Origin of the sequence: Lentzea sp. NEAU-D7 (assembly GCF_026242055.1) — a bacterium.
Lineage (GTDB): Bacteria > Actinomycetota > Actinomycetes > Mycobacteriales > Pseudonocardiaceae > Lentzea.
On sequence record NZ_JAPJDL010000017.1, the window covers coordinates 188,040 to 204,602 of the forward strand.

General features: G+C 69.9%; 16 protein-coding genes. 4 read left to right on the top strand and 12 right to left on the bottom strand.

Annotation, left to right across the window (positions count from 1 at the left end; all coding sequences use genetic code 11):
• Window positions 1–10: 10 nt before the first annotated feature.
• Window positions 11–613 (bottom strand): DUF305 domain-containing protein, encoded by a 603-nt coding sequence (locus ORI60_RS30485; protein ID WP_266041443.1) that lies wholly within the window; start codon window positions 611–613, stop codon window positions 11–13.
• Between the two features lie 91 nt (window positions 614–704).
• On the opposite strand from ORI60_RS30485, the gene ORI60_RS30490 reads away from it, so the two are divergent.
• Window positions 705–2,186, top strand: a complete 1,482-nt coding sequence (locus tag ORI60_RS30490) for an LVIVD repeat-containing protein (RefSeq protein ID WP_416234513.1) — start codon at window positions 705–707, stop codon at window positions 2,184–2,186.
• A gap of 15 nt (window positions 2,187–2,201) precedes the next feature.
• Here ORI60_RS30490 and ORI60_RS30495 read toward each other — a convergent pair whose 3' ends face one another.
• The 8 genes from ORI60_RS30495 to ORI60_RS30530 all read right to left on the bottom strand — a co-directional run bounded on the left by ORI60_RS30495 (window position 2,202) and on the right by ORI60_RS30530 (window position 9,384).
• Entirely contained in the window at window positions 2,202–3,362 is a 1,161-nt protein-coding gene (locus ORI60_RS30495) for an MFS transporter (RefSeq protein ID WP_266041444.1), read from the bottom strand.
• Window positions 3,363–3,758 carry a VOC family protein gene (locus ORI60_RS30500; RefSeq protein WP_266041445.1) on the bottom strand — a complete coding sequence of 132 codons (396 nt, stop codon included), beginning with the start codon at window positions 3,756–3,758 and terminating at the stop codon, window positions 3,363–3,365.
• Between the two features lie 78 nt (window positions 3,759–3,836).
• Window positions 3,837–4,967, bottom strand: coding sequence for a low temperature requirement protein A (locus ORI60_RS30505; RefSeq protein WP_266041446.1), 1,131 nt, complete (start codon window positions 4,965–4,967; stop codon window positions 3,837–3,839).
• Window positions 4,964–5,995 (bottom strand): ABC transporter ATP-binding protein, encoded by a 1,032-nt coding sequence (locus ORI60_RS30510; RefSeq protein WP_266041447.1) that lies wholly within the window; start codon window positions 5,993–5,995, stop codon window positions 4,964–4,966. Before ORI60_RS30510 ends, ORI60_RS30505 begins: the two co-directional genes overlap by 4 nt.
• A gap of 2 nt (window positions 5,996–5,997) precedes the next feature.
• On the bottom strand, window positions 5,998–6,780 hold the full coding sequence (locus tag ORI60_RS30515; RefSeq protein ID WP_266041448.1) for an ABC transporter permease: 783 nt from the start codon (window positions 6,778–6,780) through the stop codon (window positions 5,998–6,000).
• Window positions 6,768–7,688, bottom strand: a complete 921-nt coding sequence (locus ORI60_RS30520) for an ABC transporter permease (RefSeq protein WP_266041449.1) — start codon at window positions 7,686–7,688, stop codon at window positions 6,768–6,770. Before ORI60_RS30520 ends, ORI60_RS30515 begins: the two co-directional genes overlap by 13 nt.
• A complete protein-coding gene (locus tag ORI60_RS30525; RefSeq protein WP_266041450.1) occupies window positions 7,685–8,806 on the bottom strand; it encodes an ABC transporter substrate-binding protein in 1,122 nt (373 codons plus the stop codon). Before ORI60_RS30525 ends, ORI60_RS30520 begins: the two co-directional genes overlap by 4 nt.
• 32 nt (window positions 8,807–8,838) lie before the next feature.
• Window positions 8,839–9,384 (bottom strand): HAD domain-containing protein, encoded by a 546-nt coding sequence (locus ORI60_RS30530; RefSeq protein ID WP_266041451.1) that lies wholly within the window; start codon window positions 9,382–9,384, stop codon window positions 8,839–8,841.
• A 38-nt stretch (window positions 9,385–9,422) separates the two neighbouring features.
• On the opposite strand from ORI60_RS30530, the gene ORI60_RS30535 reads away from it, so the two are divergent.
• Window positions 9,423–10,277 carry a glycosyltransferase family 2 protein gene (locus ORI60_RS30535; RefSeq protein WP_266041452.1) on the top strand — a complete coding sequence of 285 codons (855 nt, stop codon included), beginning with the start codon at window positions 9,423–9,425 and terminating at the stop codon, window positions 10,275–10,277.
• A gap of 69 nt (window positions 10,278–10,346) precedes the next feature.
• Window positions 10,347–10,748 carry a PPOX class F420-dependent oxidoreductase gene (locus tag ORI60_RS30540; RefSeq protein ID WP_266041453.1) on the top strand — a complete coding sequence of 134 codons (402 nt, stop codon included), beginning with the start codon at window positions 10,347–10,349 and terminating at the stop codon, window positions 10,746–10,748.
• Here ORI60_RS30540 and ORI60_RS30545 read toward each other — a convergent pair.
• Both ORI60_RS30545 and ORI60_RS30550 read right to left on the bottom strand, forming a co-directional pair.
• Window positions 10,743–11,672, bottom strand: coding sequence for a hypothetical protein (locus ORI60_RS30545; protein WP_266041454.1), 930 nt, complete (start codon window positions 11,670–11,672; stop codon window positions 10,743–10,745). The genes ORI60_RS30540 and ORI60_RS30545 overlap by 6 nt on opposite strands.
• A gap of 89 nt (window positions 11,673–11,761) precedes the next feature.
• Window positions 11,762–12,334: a vWA domain-containing protein gene (locus ORI60_RS30550; RefSeq protein WP_266041455.1), complete on the bottom strand. Its 573-nt coding sequence runs from the start codon at window positions 12,332–12,334 to the stop codon at window positions 11,762–11,764.
• Window positions 12,335–12,507: 173 nt separating this feature from the next.
• On the opposite strand from ORI60_RS30550, the gene ORI60_RS30555 reads away from it, so the two are divergent.
• Window positions 12,508–15,369, top strand: coding sequence for an AfsR/SARP family transcriptional regulator (locus ORI60_RS30555; protein ID WP_266041456.1), 2,862 nt, complete (start codon window positions 12,508–12,510; stop codon window positions 15,367–15,369).
• Here the strand turns inward: ORI60_RS30555 and ORI60_RS30560 are convergent.
• Window positions 15,360–16,544 (bottom strand): helix-turn-helix domain-containing protein, encoded by a 1,185-nt coding sequence (locus ORI60_RS30560; RefSeq protein WP_266041457.1) that lies wholly within the window; start codon window positions 16,542–16,544, stop codon window positions 15,360–15,362. The two genes, ORI60_RS30555 and ORI60_RS30560, sit on opposite strands and share 10 nt — an antisense overlap.
• Between the last annotated feature and the right edge of the window lie 19 nt (window positions 16,545–16,563).

A 16,563-nucleotide genomic window follows, 5' to 3' on the forward strand; every position in this document is an offset into this window, starting at 1 on the left:
CCGTCCGGGCTCAGAGTTCGGTCAGCAGCTTCTTCATCCGGTTGATCTCGTCGTCCTGGGTGGCCACCACGTCGTCGGCCATCTCCTCGACCTGGACGTTGCTGCCGGACGCCCGCACGTCCGTCGCCATCTTGATGGCACCCTCGTGGTGCTTGATCATCAGTTCGAGGAACATCCGGTCGAAGTCCTTGCCGCGCGCGGCCCCCAGGGCGTTCAACTGGTCCTGGGTGGCCATGCCCGGCATGGAGCCGTGGTCACCGTGCGAGCCGATGGCGTTGAACGTGCGCTGCCACTGCTTCATGGCGCCGATCTCGGGTTCCTGGCTGAACCGGATGCGGTCCGCCAGGCCCTTCACCGTCTCGTTCTGCGCGCGGTCGGGAGCGAACCGCGTCATGGCGAGCGCCTGCTCGTGGTGGGCGATCATCATCGCCACGTACTGGCGGTCGGCGTCGTTCGGCGGAGGCTGGGTCACGCCGGTCAGGTCCGAAGGCGCGACGGTCGGCGCCGAGCCGCCGGGAGTGTCCGGTGCGATGACCGGTGCCGCATCAGGCTCCGATGTACAGCCTGCAAGCAGGGCGAACGCCGCCACGATGACAAGAACCCCAGAACGCATGCTCCGGAGAATACCTCCGAAAGACGCTGGCCTTTAGCAAGGCGAAGGGGTGATACTCCCCCTCACCAACCCGTACCGAGGGGGTAAAGCTGTGAGTTCACGCGAAACGGCCCGGCGGCGCAGAACGCCTTTCGCGATCCTGGGGGCGCTCACGCTGACGCTGTCAACGTTGACGGCGCCCGCGTCCGCAGAGCCCGATCTTCCCGCCGATGGCAAGGGGCTGAGCGAGGCTCAGCTCGAGTCGCGGGCCGAAGGGGCCACCGGACTCCCCGGCGTCGACGAGATCAGCCGCAGCCGCAACATGGTCCCGGTCGCGCACCTGGACAAGCAGGCTCCGCTCAGCTCGACGCAGACCGACATCGCGTTCCAGGACAACTACGCGTTCGTCGGCAACTACGACGGCTTCGTCATCTACGACATCCGCAACCCGAAGAAGCCGACGATCAAGAGTCAGGTCCTGTGCCCCGGCTCGCAGAACGACATCTCGGTGTACGGGAACCTGCTGTTCCTGTCGACCGACTCGTCGCGCAGTGACAACTCCTGCAGCAGCGTCTCCCAGTCCGCGACGATCAAGGAGTCGTGGGAGGGCATCAAGGTCTTCGACATCAGCGACAAGAAGGCCCCGAAGTACGTCGCGGCCGTCGAGACCGCCTGCGGTTCGCACACCCACACGCTGGTGCCGGGCAAGAACAAGAAGGACGTGTACCTCTACGTCTCTTCCTACTCTCCCAACGCCACGTTCCCGGACTGCCAGCCGCCGCACGACAAGATCTCCATCGTCAAGGTGCCGGTGAAGAACCCGGCCGCGGCCTCGCTGCTGAAGGCCCCGGTCCTCTTCCCGGACGGCGGCAACGCCGGCACCCCCGGCACCATCGAGACCGGCTACACCTCGGCCACCTCGGGTTGCCACGACATCACCGTGTACCCGCAGCTCGACCTCGCGGCCGGTGCCTGCATGGGTGACGGCGTCCTCTGGGACATCACCGACCGGGAGAACCTGGTCGAGATCAACCGGGTGCAGGACGACAAGCACTTCGCGTTCTGGCACTCCGCGACCTTCAACAACAGCGGCACCAAGGTCGTCTTCACCGACGAGCTCGGTGGCGGTGGCGCGGCGACGTGCAACGAGAAGATCGGCCCGAACCGCGGCGCCAACGGCATCTACGACATCGTGGGCAAGGGCAAGAACCGCAAGCTGGAGTTCAAGTCCTACTACAAGATCCCGCGCATGCAGGGCGACACGGAGAACTGCGTCGCGCACAACGGCTCGCTGATCCCGGTGCCCGGCAAGGACATCATGGTGCAGTCCTGGTACCAGGGCGGCGTCTCGGTGTGGGACTTCACGAACTCGGCCAAGCCGCGTGAGATCGGCTTCTTCGAGCGTGGCCCGATGCCGAACGGCGCGGGCGGCGGTACGTGGTCCACGTACTGGTACAACGGCTACATCTACTCCTCGGAGATGGGCCGCGGCTTCGACGTCATCGACATGCGCGACCCGCGCACGTTCGTGGCGAAGCTGTTCCGCACGGACGAGCTGAACGTGCAGACCCAGGGGAACTTCTACCGCGGGTAGGAGCTCCCTCTCAGATCAGCGCGGCTGCCGTCGTTCGGCAGCCGCGCTGACTGCTGTCAGGACCAGGGTGACCGCGACACCACCGAACACGGCCCAGACCGGAGAGCCGACGTCCATCGCCCACGCGACGACGACGGCCGTGAGCCCGTAGCCGGCGCCCGTCACGGCGTACATCATCGAGAACCCGGCCGCGTGCGCGCCGACGGGAAGCCGTTCGCGCAACGCCAGGCTGCGCGTCACCAGCACGCCGGACTGGAACAGCCCGGCGGCGAGCAGCGCGCCCGCGATGCCCGGCAGGTTCGGGAACAACGCCAGCGCGCCGACGCACGTCGCCGTGACGACGAGCAGCACAAGACCCTGCGTGCGCAACGATCCCGGCCACGGCCGAAGCCCGTACAGCACCGCGCCCAGCGCGCTGCACGCCGCGAACCCGGTGAGCAGCGGCCCGGTCCAGCCGATGCCGATCCCCCGGTGTTCGAGCAACGCGGGCAGCACGAGCTCCGCGACCGCGAGCTGCGCCAGCGCCGCCGCGCTGACCAGGTAGATCGGCCACGCCGACGCGACCACGCGCACCTTCGCCGTACCGGACCGGGACGTCACGTGCCCGCGCGGCAGGATGAACACCAGCCACGCCGCCACGACGACCAGCGACACGGACACGACGACGGGCGCCCGGTGGTCGACGCTCAGCGCCAGCACGGTGACCAGCGCGGGCGCCACCGCCCACACCACCTGCGTGATCATGGCGTCGAAGCCCATCGCCTTGGGCACCAGCGCGTCCGGCACCAGCCCGAGCAGCATCGCCCGCAGACCGCCCGGCGTCGTCGACGGCCCGGCACCCGCGACGAACGCCGCGATCGCCAGCACCGTCACGTTCTGCGTCAGCGCCAGCGTCGTGAACGCCCCCGCGCCGACGACCAGCCCGACCGACAGCTGCCCGCGCATCCGCGACGGGTCGAGGAAGAGCCCGAGCAGCGCGGCGCCGAGGATCTCGCCCAGCACGTAGACGGCGACCAGCGACGCGGCCAGCACGTACCCGCCGGGCAGTCCCCTGGTCAGGAACACCATCATCAGCGGCGTCATCGACATCGGCAGCTTCGCGGCGACCGTCACCACGGCGCACGCCAGCACGTCCCGGTTCGCGAGGTCGCGGTACCCGGCAGCGGAGATCGTCATCTACTCGCCCAGCTCCTGGAACAACGTCAGCTGCAGCCCGGCCGGCGCCGCCAGCCTGGCGTTCAGCGAGTTCCACGGCGTGCGCGTCGGTTCCGCGATCACCTCGGCCCCGGCGGCCTCCAGCGCACGGGTGGCCGCGGCGGAGTCGTCCACCTCGAAGGCCACCCGCACGTGCCCCGCGACGCGCCTGCCGACCTCGACCTCGTCGATGAACTCCGCGTGCGGCGGATCGGTGATCTCCAGCGTCGCCCGCCCGGCTTCGAGGATCGTGACCCTGCCGCCGTCGGACGAGAACGCCGCCCGTTGCTCAAGCCCCAGCACGTCTCGGTAGAAACGCAGGGCCTCGTCGTAGTCGTCAGCGGTGACGACCAAGCGGAGTTCACGGACACCGGTCATGGCGACGATCATCGCACCACCCGTGTCAGAACGAGGCGAACCCGCCGAACTGCCGACCGGCGACACGGCGTCGCGGGACTACACCTCGACGCGCTGAGGCTGCCCGAGCGACAGCCGCGTCGCCACCGCCAGGACCAGCGCGATCCCCGCCGTCACGTGGATCGGTGCCGGTCCGAACGTCGCCGCCAGCACCGCCACCGACCCGATCGGCAGCAGGAACTTGCGCACCCCCGCCTGCCCCGGGCAGTCCTGCACGTACCAGACGCACAGGAAGAACACCGCGAGCGGCACGGTCGTGAACGCGGCCACCGTCGTGCCCGGCGCGTGCGAGATGTGCAGGTCGTAGTCGACCGAGGCCGCGAGACCGGCGCCGAGTGCCGCGATCGAGCCGAGGATCAGCAGGTGCGCGTACCCCCACAGGAACGCCTTCTTCAGGTTGTGCAGGTGCGACGGCGCCTCGAAGTAGATCCACCACACCGAGAACACGATGACGAGCGAGGCCGCGGCGAGCGAGATGAGGTTGACGCCGGTGTCGAAGCCCTTCTGGAACGCGAGCGTGGCCGCCAGGATCGACTCGCCGAGCACGATCAGCGTGAACAGGCCGTGCCGCTCCGCGATGTGGTGCGGGTGCCAGGTCGTCGCACTCGCCTTCTCGGCCCAGGCGGGCACCAGCAGCTCGGCGAGCATGCCGAGCACCCACAGGCCGAGCGCGAGGCTCGGCGGTGCGAAGAGCCACAGCACCCACAGCACCTGCATGACCGCGATGCCGCCCGCGTACCGGTGCGCGCACGCCTTGTGCGACGGGTTGTCCCGCGCGGCACGCAGCCAGTGCGTGACCATCGCGAGCCTGATGACCACGTAGCCGCCGACGACGATCCGGTAGTCCTGGTGCTCGAAGACGGCCGGGATGCCCGCCGCGATCACCAGGACACCGGCGATCTGGACCATCGTGATGATCCGGTACAGCGTGTCGTCGTTGTCGAACGCGCTGGAGAACCAGGTGAAGTTCAGCCACGGCAGCCACAGCGCGAAGAACGCCATGCAGAACGCCAGCAGGCCTGCCCCGGCGTGGTTCTCGGTGACGGCGTGGTGCAACGAGGCGGCGGCCTGGGCGACCGCCACCACGAAGCTGAGGTCGAACAGCAGCTCCAACGGCGTCGCGACCCGGTGGGCCTCCGCCGTGTCGCGCGCGAGGAGCTTCTTGATCATCCAGGCACCACCATGATCCGCGATTCGCTGAGGTCGAGCGCCACCCGCGTGCCCGGCTGGTACGCGGCGGCGGTGTTGGAGGGCTGGTCGATGCGCAGCACCTGCTCCCCCACCCTCACCGAGATCCGCGTGACCGGCCCGAGGAACGACTGGGTCAGCACATCGCCCACGATCTTGCCATCGACGTCTCCGTCGTGCGCGGAAACGCCGATGTCCTCCGGACGCACGATGACGCGGACGTCGCTTCCGGACGGCTGGTCGTGGGTCACGGGCACCGTGACGCCGTTGACCACGACGGTCTGGCCCTCGGCCTTGGCCTCCACCGAGTTCGTGACGCCGACGAACTGCGCGACGAACGCCGTCGCGGGCTGCCGGTAGACCACGGACGGGGTGTCGAGCTGTTCCAGGCGGCCGTGCGACATCACGCCGACCCGGTCGGAGACGGCGAGCGCCTCCTCCTGGTCGTGCGTGACGAACAGCGTCGTCATGCCGAGCTCGGTCTGGATGCGGCGGATCTCGTCCCGCAGGTTCACGCGGACCTTGGCGTCCAGGGCGGACAGCGGCTCGTCGAGCAGCAGCACGCGCGGCTGGATCGCGAGGGCGCGCGCCAGTGCGATGCGCTGCTGCTGGCCGCCGGACATCTGGTGCGGGTAGCGGCCGCCGAGGTGGGCGAGACCGACCAGGTCGAGCAGTTCGCCCGCCTTCTTGGCGTCGGCCTTGCGCATCTTCAGGCCGAACGCGACGTTCTGCGCCGCGGTCATGTTCGGGAAGAGGCTGTAGGCCTGGAAGACCATGCCCATGTCCCGCTTGTTGGCCGGCACCTTCGTGATGTCCTTGCCGCCGACGGTGACCGTGCCGGAGTCGGACGTCTCGAAGCCCGCGACGATGCGCAGCGCCGTCGTCTTGCCGCAGCCCGAAGGGCCGAGCAGCGACACGAGCTCGCCCTCGGCCAGTTCCAGGTCGAGACCGTCGAGCGCGGTGTTGCCGCCGAACGTCTTGCGCAGTCCCTTGAGCACCAGGTGACTCATCTTCACTCCTCGACCACGGTCTGACGGCGCCGCTGGCCGACATAAGAAAGTGCGAACAGAAGGACGAACGCGAAGATCAGGCACAGCAACGAGACCGCGATGGACACACCCGCGTTCCGCTTGCCCAGGAGGTTCACCTGCACCTGCAACGTGTCGAAGTTGAGCAACGACGCGATGGTGAACTCGCCGAGCACCAAGGCCACCGACAGCAGCGACGCACCGATGAGTGCGACGCGGATGTTCGGCACGACGACCTTCCACAGCACCGTGAACCACGACGCGCCGAGGCTGCGCGCGGCTTCGGCCAGCGTCTTCAGGTCGATCGCGGCGAGTCCGGCGTCGACCGCGCGGTAGGCGAACGGCAGCACCAGGATCGTGTACGCGAACGTCAGCGTCAGCGGCGAGTCGCCGAAGAAGTAGTTCACCCACGCGTAGAGCGGCGCCATGCCGACCACGAGCACGATGGCGGGGATCGCCAGCGGCAGCAGGCACAGGAACTCCACGAGCCGCTGCAGCTGCGGAAGCCTCAACCGGATCCACGCCATCGTCGGCACGAGCAGCACCAGCATCAGCACCGCGGACGTGACCGACAGCAGCAGCGAGTTGACGAGAGCTTCCATCAGGCCGTCGTCGTCGACGATGGACGTCCAGGACTCCAGGCTGCGCGTGTCGTTCTTTCCCCGCGTGGAGAACTCCGCCATCGCGATCAGCGGCAGGATGAAGTAGACGCCGAGGACCAGCAGGATGATCGTGCGCAGAACGCGCTGCTTCACTAGCGAACCCACTTGGCCACCCTCTTCTGCAGCAGCACGTTCACGCCCATCGCGATGCTGACCACGACCACCATGCCGAGGCCGAGCGCCTTGCCGAGGTTCTCCTGGCCGAGCACGACCTCGCCGGTGAGGAACCCGCGAATCTGCAGCGGCACGATCGGGCTGCCCTGCGAGACGAGCGCCGCGGCCGTGGCGTAGGCGCTGAAGGCGTTGGCGAACAACAGGAGCAGCGCGCCGAGGAACGGCGGCGTCAGGATCGGGCCGCCGACGTGGCGCCAGTACGTCCAGCTCGTGCCGCCGAGGCTCGCGTTCGCCTCGCGCCACTGCGGGCGCAGACCGTCCAGCGCGGGCAGGAACACGATGACCATCAACGGGATCTGGAAGAACGTGTAGACGAGCGTGAGGCCGGGCAGCTCGAACAGCCACGCGCTGCCGGCGAAGAGGTCGATGCCAACGTTGTCACGCAGGAACTTCGTGACAAGGCCCTCAAAGCCGACCGTCGCGAGGAACGCGAAGGCCAGCGGCACGCCACCGAACTGGGCGAGCACACCGCTGCCCGCGACGACGGTCCGGCGCAGCATCCCGTCGGGGTTGCCGACCGCGATGGCCCACGTGAGCAGCGCGCCGAAGATCGCGCCGATGACCGCCGTGAGCGCGGAGAGCTCGATGCTGCGCACGAAGGCGTCGAAGACGACGCCGGTGAACAGGGTCTTGAGGTTGTCGAGCGTGAACGCGCCGTTCGAGTCCTGGAAGGCGCCGAACAGCACGAGCACCGTGGGGTAGACGAGGAAGGTGCCGGCGAACGCCAGGAACGGCACCGCGACGAGCCAGGCGGCCGCAGATGGCCGACCGGCGGCCCCACCCTTCTTCGGGGTGGGGCCGCCGGGCTTCGCCGCCGCTACAGGAGCGACCGAGGTCATCCGATGGCCTGTGCCCAGGTCGCGGTCAGGACGGCCTTGGCCTTGTCGGCCTGGGCCTGCGTCTGGAACACCTGCTTGCCGTCGGTCTTGGGCAGCTTGTCCTTCGCCGCCTTGTCCGCCTTGTCGCCCATCTTCTCCAGGCGCACCGGGCGGGACATGCCCTTCAGGTAGAGGTTCTGGCCCTCGTCGGAGTAGAGGAACTCCTGCCACAGGCGCGCGGCCGCGGGGTGCGGGGCGTCCTTGCTGACGGCCTGGTTGTAGTAGCCGCCGATCTGGGCCTCGGCCGGGACGACGACCTTCCAGTCGAGCTTGCCCTTGAGCTTCTCGGTCTGGGCGGCGTTGGTGTAGTCCCAGTCGATGACGACGGGCGTCTGACCGGACTCGATCGTCGCGGGCGACGGGTCGACCGGCTGGAAGTTGCCGGCCTGCTTGAGCTGCTTGAAGAACTCGACGCCGGGGGCGATGTCGTCGGCGCTGCCGCCGTTGCCCAGCGCCGCCATGACGACACCGGAGAACGCGGCACCGGCCTGCGTCGGGTCGCCGTTCAGCGCCACCTTGCCCTTGTACTCGGGCTTGAGCAGGTCCTTCACGCTCGTCGGCGCCGGCACCTTCGCGGCGTCGTAGCCGATCGACATGAAGCCGCCGTAGTCGCCGTAGTACGCGCCGTCCGCGTCCTTGAGCTCCGCGGGGATGTCGTCCCAGGTGCTGACCTTGTAGGGGGCGAACAGGTCCTTGTTGGCCAGCGCCACGTTCAGACCGAGGTCGAACACGTCGGGCGCGCGGTCGTTGCCCTTGAGCTGCTTGGCGGCGTTGATCTCTTCCTGGCTCGAGGCGTCCGGCTGCGCGGAGTCGACCTTGATGCCGTACTTGGCCTCGAAGGCCTTGATGATCTCGCCGTAGTTCGCCCAGTCCGGGGGCAGCGCGATGACGTTGAGCTTGCCCTCCTTCTTGGCGGCCTCGACCAGCTTGTCCATGCCACCGAGCTCACTGGCCGACTTCGCGGTTCCCGCGGCACCGGCCGGCGCCTCCTTGGCGGGCGGGGCGCCACAGGCGGCCACCGCCAGCACCAGCGCACCGACGCCGATCAACTTCGTCGTGACGTTCCCTCGCTTCAGCACGAGCGGAGGATTGGCTCGGGATGCTTTCGTTGTCAAGCCAGCCGCGCCGGTTGAGACCTTCTCGACTCCAACCGTGAATTCTCGATGGCCTGCGGGTTGCCGCTGAATGCTTTCCGCGCCTCGGCCAGGTGCTGCGCGGTAATCCCGGTACCGGGATCGACGTGGATCAGCGCGGTGGTCAGGTGCCGTCGCTTGTGGACGAACTGCTCCCGGCGCGCAGTGTGCAGCCCGAAGTCGTCGTCGAACCAGACCAGGGGCCTCTCCCAGGCGTATCGGGCGACCGCGGGGTACTTCCAGCCGGTCTCGTCGTGGAACTCGACCACCTTGAGCGGCGGCAGCCCCAGACGCGGCCCGATCTCGGTGTTCGCCCGGTGCAGCCACGTCGTGGCCCACGCGAGCTCGGCGCCGGTGTCCTCCGCCAGCTGTCTCAACTGGATGCCGTGGTCCGGGTCGAGCCAGACGCGGAGCCTGCGCCGCCAGCCGATCTTGATCTCGAACAGCCGGTAGTTCTCCGGCTTGGGGTTCGCGGCCCACGGGTTGAGCGGGCCGTCGACGTCGATCAGGACCAGGGGACGCATCCGTCCAGCATGCCCGGACCCGTCCGTACGCTGTGCGGGTGCGCCTGATCATGACCCTGCTCGTCCGCGACGAGGCGGACGTCGTCGCCGCGATGATCGAACACCACCTCGCCGCGGGTGTGGACCTCGTCGTCGCGACCGACAACGGTTCGGTCGACGGAACGGTCGAGGTCCTGGAGGCGTACCGCGACGCGGGCGTGCTCGAACTGCACCACGAACCGGCGCAGGACTACGAGCAGGGCCGCTGGGTGACCGCGATGGCCCGCCGCGCGGCCGCGGAGCACGGCGCGGACTGGGTGATCAACGCGGACGCCGACGAGTTCTTCTGGCCCGCGTCCGCCTCGCTGGAGGACGACCTCGGCGCGGTGGACCCGGCGTTCGGCGTGGTGGAGATGCGGCGCGACAACCTGGTCGCCGACCCGTCCGCCGACGGCGGCTGGGTGCGCCGGTTGATCCTGCGCGACAGCGCGTCGCTGTCCCCGCGCGGCACCAGGATCGGGCCCAAGACCTGCCACCGCGGCGACCCGGAGGTCACCGTCGACCAGGGCAACCACGGCGTGTCCGGGCCGCGCCTCGGCCCGATGACGACCGCGGGCATCGACATCCTGCACGTGCCGGACCGCGGCTACGACCAGTACCAGCGCAAGATCGCGAACGGCGGCGCGTCCTACGCGGCCAACACCCGCCTCGATCCGGGCGTCGGCTGGCACTGGCGCGAGGACTACGACCGCCTCCGCGACGGCACGCTGCACCAGGCCTACCTCGACCGCCGGCCCGACGTCGCGGCCGGGCTCGCCTCGGGGGTGCTGACCGTGGACACCCGGCTGCGCGACCGGCTGACGTCGCTCGACCCGGTGGTGCCGTGGGCGTTGCGGGCCGTGGTCGCCGGTTGAGTTCGCGGTGGCGCGTTCGGCCGAAGGGCTAAGTGGTCGAAAACGCGCGTCTCTGTTCGTATAAGGAGCATGTTCACCGACGAGGAGATCGCTTACCTGCGCGAACAGCCCCTGGCCCGCCTCGCGACGGTCAACGAGGACGGTCAGCCGGACGTGGTGCCCCTGGCGTTCGAGTACGACGGCGCGCACATCTGGGTCGGCGGTGCGGGTGACCAGGTCAGGAACACCCGCAAGTTCCGCAACATCACCGCCGGCCGCCGCCAGGTGTCGCTCGTGGTCGACGACCTGGTCTCGTTCACCCCGTTCGTGGCGAGGGCCATCCGGATCTACGGTCTGGCCGACGACCCCGTCGACCGCGTCGGCCTGGTCGGTCCCGGCGTCTACAGCCGGATCACGCCGACGCGCGTCTGGGCGTGGAACATGGCGGGCGAACCGGTGGGCGAGACCTGGTACGAGCCCCGCCGTTCATGAGGCCCGCCGCGCCGAGCACACCGCGGAGCTCCCCCACCGGGCGCCGTAGAGCAGTCCGGGCAGCAGCTGCCGGAACCGCAGGTGGACCTCGCCGGCCCGGTCCACGGCCTGCTGCAGCCCGTTCGCCTCGACGTCGGTCCGCTGCAGCACGCCGTCGAACGCCCGCACGAGCCGCTTGCGGTCGTGCTCGAACCGCACGCGCAGGTCGAACACGTCGCACGGACGTGCGGGCACGTGCAGCACGCACGGGGGCATGGCGTCGCGGTGAGCGAACCGGTAGCGGACCGCGAAGTCGTGGGTGTCGCCCCGTCCCAGCGGCTCGGCCGGCACGAGCGTGAAGCCGCGACGGTCCGCACCGCCGCGTTCCCGCAGCGTGCCGCCGTAGAGCAGCTGCACGTCCACGTCGCGCCCGAGCACCGGGAACAACGAGGCGAATTCCAGCGAGTCCACCCCGTCCTGGTCGACGAGGACCTGGTAGCGCTCCAGCACCTCCGGCTGCCCGCGGTCCAGCGCCACCGCGACGCTGAGCTCGACGGTGTGCCAGCCGCCGTCGTCGCGCCGCACGGTCGTCGCGGCGAGCTCGGCCAGCTGGTCGACCGCCTCGTCGACGCGGCGGCGCACGGTGCGGGAGTCGCGGTCGATCGCCGCCGCCACCCAGCTGACGCGCTCCTGGTAGAGCGGGTGGCGGACGTCGGGGATCAGGCCGAACGCCGCGCGGGCCGCGAGTTGGAGGTCCTCCGGGAGCTGCTCGACCAGCTCGGTCAGCCGGGTGACCAGCTTCTGCTTCGCGGCGACCGACCCGTCGGCCCTGGTGATCCCGCAGGCGGCGGCCAGCGCCGGACCGATCTTGTCCGCGATCCGGGCGGCGTGCACGCCTCGTCCCTTGCGAAGGGTCTTCAGCTCACGGACCAGGTTCTTCATCATCCTCGCTCTCCTCCCCTTTGCTCGCTCACGTGCGGCGGAGTCAGGTTGCGGCGGGCGTGTGGACGAGAAGTGGACACGCCGTGGATCGGTCAGACGTGCTCCGGTCGCAGCACGGTCCGCGCCACCGAGGACGCCAGCGCGATGCCCAGGCGCACACCGTCGCCACCGAGGAAGACCCGCGAGCTGCCGATGCGGCCGAGCGCCTGCTGGTCGACCGCCCCGAGCCCGAACGCGACCATCTCCGGGCACAGCGTGGTGGCGGTGAGCCTCGCGAGCGCCGCGGGCCACGCCGGATCGGTGGCCCTTCCGTCGGAGACGAAGAACAGCAGCGGTCGTCGCACCCGGACCCGCTGCGTCTTGAGGCGGTGCACGTCGCGCTCGATGATGGTGCGCACGAGGGTGAACGCGGACCCGAAGTCGGAACCGGACTCCTCGCGCGGCGTGATCTCCTCCGCCGGGTCGAGCGCGGGCAGCAACGGCCTCACGACCAGCGGGCTCTCCGCGAAGACGACCACGCAGAGGCGGATCTGGGCCGTGGCGTGCCGGTCCGCGTGCACCACCCCGCGGAACTCGCGCATCCCTGCGTTGACCTCGTCGATGTGGTCGCTCATCGAGAACGACACGTCGCACACGAGATAGCACGGCAACACGTCGTGAACCATCAGACTTCCCCCTCAGCACGATGCGTGACGGGGACACCGTTACCGGATCGCGTTGATCAAACGTGGACAAAAAGCTGATTCGCTGACACGCCAACGGGCCGTTGCGCGACATTCCCCCCAGACGGCAGCTCGTGCACCTGGAGGACGGCGTGGAATTTCGTATGCTGGGTCCGTTGGAATGTTGGCACGGCAACACTTCCGTTTCCCTGGGCGACCAGCAACAACGCTTCATCCTCGTCGTCCTCCTCCTGCACGCGAACAAGCCCGTGTCACCCGAACGGATCACCGAGATCGTGTGGCCCGAGCAGCCGGAACGCCGGACGCTCGTGCGCGGGTACATCAACAAGCTGCGCAAGACGTTCGAGCACACCGACGTGGAGATCGACACGACGCCGACCGGATACGTGCTGCGCGTCGACGAGGACCAGATCGACACCGTGCGGTTCGACCGGCTGCGCGCGGCCGCCGCGCAGGCCGTGCAGGACAACGACCAGCGCCTGGCCATCGACCTCCTGCGCACGGCGGTGGCGCTGTGGCGGGGCAGGTTCCTGGAGGACATCGACATCGACAGGGTCGGCGGCCCCGAGGTGATCCCGCCGGACGAGAGCCACCTCGACGCGCTCGGTGACCTGGCCGAGTGGGAGCTCCTCGCCGGCGACCACCGGTCGGCCCGCGACCGGATGCGCCGTGCCGTCCGCAGCGCGCCGGACAACCAGAAGTACGCCGAGCTGCTGATGCGCGCGTTGATCGCGGGTGGCGACCGCGTCGGCGCGATCCGTGCCTTCGACACCGCCGCCGAGGCACTGGGCGAGCTCGGGATCGAGCCGGGAACGGTGCTGCGCAACCTCGCGGAACGCGCCAGGAGGGGCGAACCGGTCAGCTCGCTGCCGTCCCGTCCCGGCGGGTTCACCGGCCGGTCCGAGGAGCTGGACAAGATCGAGGCGGCCGCGGCGGGCTCGGACGAGCGACGCGCGGTGTGGATCAGCGGCGCGCTCGGCGTCGGCAAGACCGGCCTGGCCGTCGAGGCGGCGCACCGGTTGCGGCCCCGTTTCCCGGACGGCCAGCTCCTGTTGCGGCTCAACGGGTTCACACCGAACGTGGCGCCGATGTCCGTCTCGGACGCGCTGAGCCAGCTGCTCACGGAGCTGGGCGTGCCGGCCGAGCAGATCCCGGACACGGTGGGCCGCAAGGCATCGCTCTACCAGACCCAGCTCTACGGCACGAAAACGCTGGTGGTGCTGGACAACGCGGCGTCGCCCGACCAGATCCGGCCGCTGCTGCCCGAGGCGCGCGACTGCTTCGCGATCGTCACGAGCCGCAAGATGGGCGAGCCGGACATCAGCGAACACGTGCGGCTGGCCCCGATGCCCGCGGACGACGCCTCCGCGCTGTTCCGGAGGCTGACCGACCCGTTCCGGGTGCGCGGCAGGGCGGCGGACATCGCGGGCCTGGTGAAGCGCTGCGGGTACCTGCCGGTGTCGATCACGGTCGCGGCGGCGTTGCTGCGCAGGCACGACCGCTGGTCGCTCGACCACCTGCTCGGCCTGATGGACGAGGAGGGTCCGTTGCGGGAAGACGCCGCGGTGCTGGCGTCCTACCGGCAGCTCGGTGAACGGCAACAGGAGCTGTTCCGGCTCTTCGGCCACCTCCCGGGTCCGGACGTCGATCTCGTCGGCGCCGCGGCGCTCGCGGGTCTCGACGTCACCGCCACCCGCAGGCTGCTCGACGACCTGCACGAGGTCTGCCTGCTGGAGGAGGTCGCGCCGGACCGGTACCAGATGCTCGACCCGATCAAGGAGTTCGCCGCTCTCGAACCCCCTCCCGCGGACGCCCTGGTGCGCCTGCTCGACTTCTACCTCGTGTCGCTGAGCAACGCGGTGAGCTCGGCCTACCCGTTCGACCGCACCGTCCAGCCGCCGGTGGACCGCACGAGCCCCCTGGCGATGCGGTTCTCCGGTGAGGACGAGGCGCTCGCGTGGATCACCGCCGAGCGCGACAACCTGATGGCGGCGATCAAGCGCTCAGGTGCCGACCACGCGTGGCGGCTGGCCGCGCTGATCTGGCGGCACTTCAACACGGCGAACCGGTTCGAGGACTGGTTCGAGGCCGTCGACTCCGTTCGCGCGGAGGACGACCGCGGTCAGGCGCACGTGCTGCTGCGCCTGTCCACCGCGCACGACCGGCTCGGCAGGCACAGCGAGGCGTTCGCGTTCGCCGAACAGGCGCTGAAGAGGTGGTCGCGGCTCGGCGACGTGGCGGGCGAGGCGGCGACGCTGTGCGCGCTCGCCGTGTCCGCGATGCAGCTCGGCTCCCACGGTGAGGCGGTGCGCTGCTACGAGGCCGGGCTCGCGAAGTACGAGCAGTGCGGTGACCTGCGGGGCCGGGCGCACGCGCTCAGCATGCTGGGCTACCTCAACGAACAGCACGGCAGGTACGAGATCGCGTTGCGGCAGCACGGCGAGGCCGTGGAGATGTTGCGGGAGATCGGCCACCTGCAGGGACTGGCGCACGCGTTGAACAACCGCGGTGCGAACCGGCAGCACCTGGGGATGCTGGAGGAGGCCATCCCCGACCACCTGGAGGCGCACGAGATCGCGGTCGAGATCGGCGACGACTGCGTGGCCGCCTACGCGTTGACCAACATCGCCGACGCCCACCGGCTCTCCGGCAGGCTGGGCGAAGCCCTGCACCACCACGAACTGGCCTCCGCCGCCGCGGCGGGACTGTCCGACGCGGACCTGCGCGCGCGGCTCCTGCGCGACCGGGCCGCCACGGCTCGCGACGGTGGCGACCTGGCCGGCGCGCTGCGCCTCTACCGGACGCTGCTGGACCTCGCCACCAGCACGTGCAACCGCACGCACCAGTCCCACGGTGAGATCGGGGTGGCACGGACGTTGCACGCGCTGGGCCGCCATTCCGAGGCGGTGGCGCACTGGAACGCGGCCGAGGCCGTGTTCGCCGAGCTCGACCAGCCGGAGGCGGAGGAGGTGCGGGCCGAGCGTGCGGCGATGACCTGTGCGTGCGGTCAGCGGTGAGTCAGGAGCCGTTTCAGGCCGGGGTGGACCTCGCGCACCGCGGCGTGGTTGTGCCACCTGCCCAGGGTTCTGGCCAGCTGCCGCAGATCCGTCCGGACGGTGGCCGAGTCGACGTGCGCCGCGTCGTCCATCGTGGCGGCGAGCGTCCGGCAGCTCTGGTCGACGTCACCGGACAACGCCTGGGCGAGCGCCTTGCGCGTGCCGAAGCGAGCCCTCGTGCGGCGCGACGTGGCGGGGACGAGCGCGAGCTGCCGGTCCAGCACGGCGGCGGCCTCCGCGTTGAGCCCGAGGTCGCTCAACGCCCATCCCCTGGCCAGTTCCAGCGGATCGGGTGCGCTGGGGCCGAGCGCCGGGTACGGGCTGTCCGGCTGCGCGGAGTCCATCAGCCGCACGGCGCGGTCGAACGCGCTCTCGGCGGCGTAGCGGTCTCCGGCGAGCGCGTGTCCCTGCGCCTCACGCCGTGCGGCCAGCGCGAGCACGCGTGAGCCGGCGTTGCCGATCCACTGCGCCTGCTGGGCGAGGTTGATCGTGCTCCGGGCGTCCTGCCGGTAGAACGCGATCCCCGCCTCCCGCACGAACGAGTAGCTCGCGATGTCCGGATCCCCCGCCGCGCGCGACAGTTCGGAGGCCTGCCTCGTCCACCACAGCGCCGCCTGCTCGTCGCCCGCCTCCTGGCTCATCCAGCCCGTGTACTCGGACAGGCGCGCGGCGAGCCTCAGCAACCCCGTGCCGAGCGACCCGGTGTTCTCCCGCGCCATCCCGTGCACGGTGTGCTGCAAGGCTTTCAGCGGCTCGATGATCACCATCGGGCTGGTGCGCAGGCCCAGTGCCCGCAGGTTCTCGAACGAGGTGCGCATCCCCGCGACCACCTGGGCGTCCGGGGCCGGCCGGAGCCCGCCGCCGGCGAACGCGCCGACACCGAGCATCGTGCCGGCCACCAGCACCTGGCGGCGGGCGAGCGACGGGGTGCCGTGCATCGCGGCCTCGATCAGCCGCCCGCCCACGCCGAGCACGCCGTCGCACAGGCGGGCGACCGTCGGTGTCGGCGGTTTCAGATCGTTCTCGATCTTGCTCAGATAGCCCTTGCTGTAATGAATCAGCTTCGCCAGCTGTCCCATCGACAGCCCCGCGGCGACGCGGTGTTCACGCAGCAACTCACCAAAACTTCCGGCCACGATTGCCTCCCGCTCCGGC

Coding starts and splice junctions, on each gene's coding strand:
- ORI60_RS30485 (WP_266041443.1), bottom strand. CDS start 613: ATGCGTTCTGGGGTTCTTGTCATCGTGGCGGCGTTCGCCCTGCTTGCA.
- ORI60_RS30495 (WP_266041444.1), bottom strand. CDS start 3,362: ATGACGATCTCCGCTGCCGGGTACCGCGACCTCGCGAACCGGGACGTG.
- ORI60_RS30500 (WP_266041445.1), bottom strand. CDS start 3,758: ATGACCGGTGTCCGTGAACTCCGCTTGGTCGTCACCGCTGACGACTAC.
- ORI60_RS30505 (WP_266041446.1), bottom strand. CDS start 4,967: ATGATCAAGAAGCTCCTCGCGCGCGACACGGCGGAGGCCCACCGGGTC.
- ORI60_RS30510 (WP_266041447.1), bottom strand. CDS start 5,995: ATGAGTCACCTGGTGCTCAAGGGACTGCGCAAGACGTTCGGCGGCAAC.
- ORI60_RS30520 (WP_266041449.1), bottom strand. CDS start 7,688: ATGACCTCGGTCGCTCCTGTAGCGGCGGCGAAGCCCGGCGGCCCCACC.
- ORI60_RS30530 (WP_266041451.1), bottom strand. CDS start 9,384: ATGCGTCCCCTGGTCCTGATCGACGTCGACGGCCCGCTCAACCCGTGG.
- ORI60_RS30540 (WP_266041453.1), top strand. CDS start 10,347: ATGTTCACCGACGAGGAGATCGCTTACCTGCGCGAACAGCCCCTGGCC.
- ORI60_RS30545 (WP_266041454.1), bottom strand. CDS start 11,672: ATGATGAAGAACCTGGTCCGTGAGCTGAAGACCCTTCGCAAGGGACGA.
- ORI60_RS30550 (WP_266041455.1), bottom strand. CDS start 12,334: ATGGTTCACGACGTGTTGCCGTGCTATCTCGTGTGCGACGTGTCGTTC.